This is a genomic window from Mycobacterium sp. 1274761.0, assembly GCF_001668615.1.
Taxonomy (GTDB): Bacteria; Actinomycetota; Actinomycetes; order Mycobacteriales; family Mycobacteriaceae; genus Mycobacterium.
On record NZ_LZMC01000093.1, the window covers coordinates 1 to 528 of the forward strand.

General features: G+C 65.0%; 1 protein-coding gene. It reads right to left on the reverse strand.

What is annotated here, in order from left to right:
* Positions 1-270, reverse strand: a 270-nt coding sequence (locus A5651_RS19715; protein ID WP_197496689.1) for a DUF402 domain-containing protein, incomplete at its 3' end; no start/stop codon positions are given.
* Between the last annotated feature and the right edge of the window lie 258 nt (positions 271-528).

Sequence of the window (528 nt, forward strand, 5' to 3'; positions counted from 1 at the left end):
GCTCAGCAGCCCGTGCCGCACCGCGGCGAGAAGTTCGTCAACGTCGTCGACCTCGACGGCCTCGCCGGTGCGCACCACCAGGTCGAGGTAGTGGTCCTCGGACTGCCACACCTGCGGTCCGGGTGTGTAGCGGCCGATGTCGAGGTAGAAGTCCTGGTCGCGTTCATGGTCAGGGTTGAAGTAGAAGATCGAGGCACGCAAGCCCAGCGGCGGCAGCAGCCACGACTCCAGATAGTGGAACTGAGCGCGCCCGGGCGTCGGCCGGGCCATGTACAACCCCCACGGGGTGACCTTGTACTCGTCCACCGCACGTACGATCCCCTTCGGATCGGTGTTTGTGCGGGCGACCAGGTCGAACAGCTCGTGTTTGGGTGCGTGAATAGGGCAAGCATAGGCCCAGGGAAACGACCGGGGAATGACGCGGTGTCGGTGTGTGGTTCTACCCTGTGAACATGGCTTTCGCGACCGAACATCCCGTGCTTGCGCACTCCGAGTACCGCCCCGTCGAGGCGATGGTGCGCACCGGCG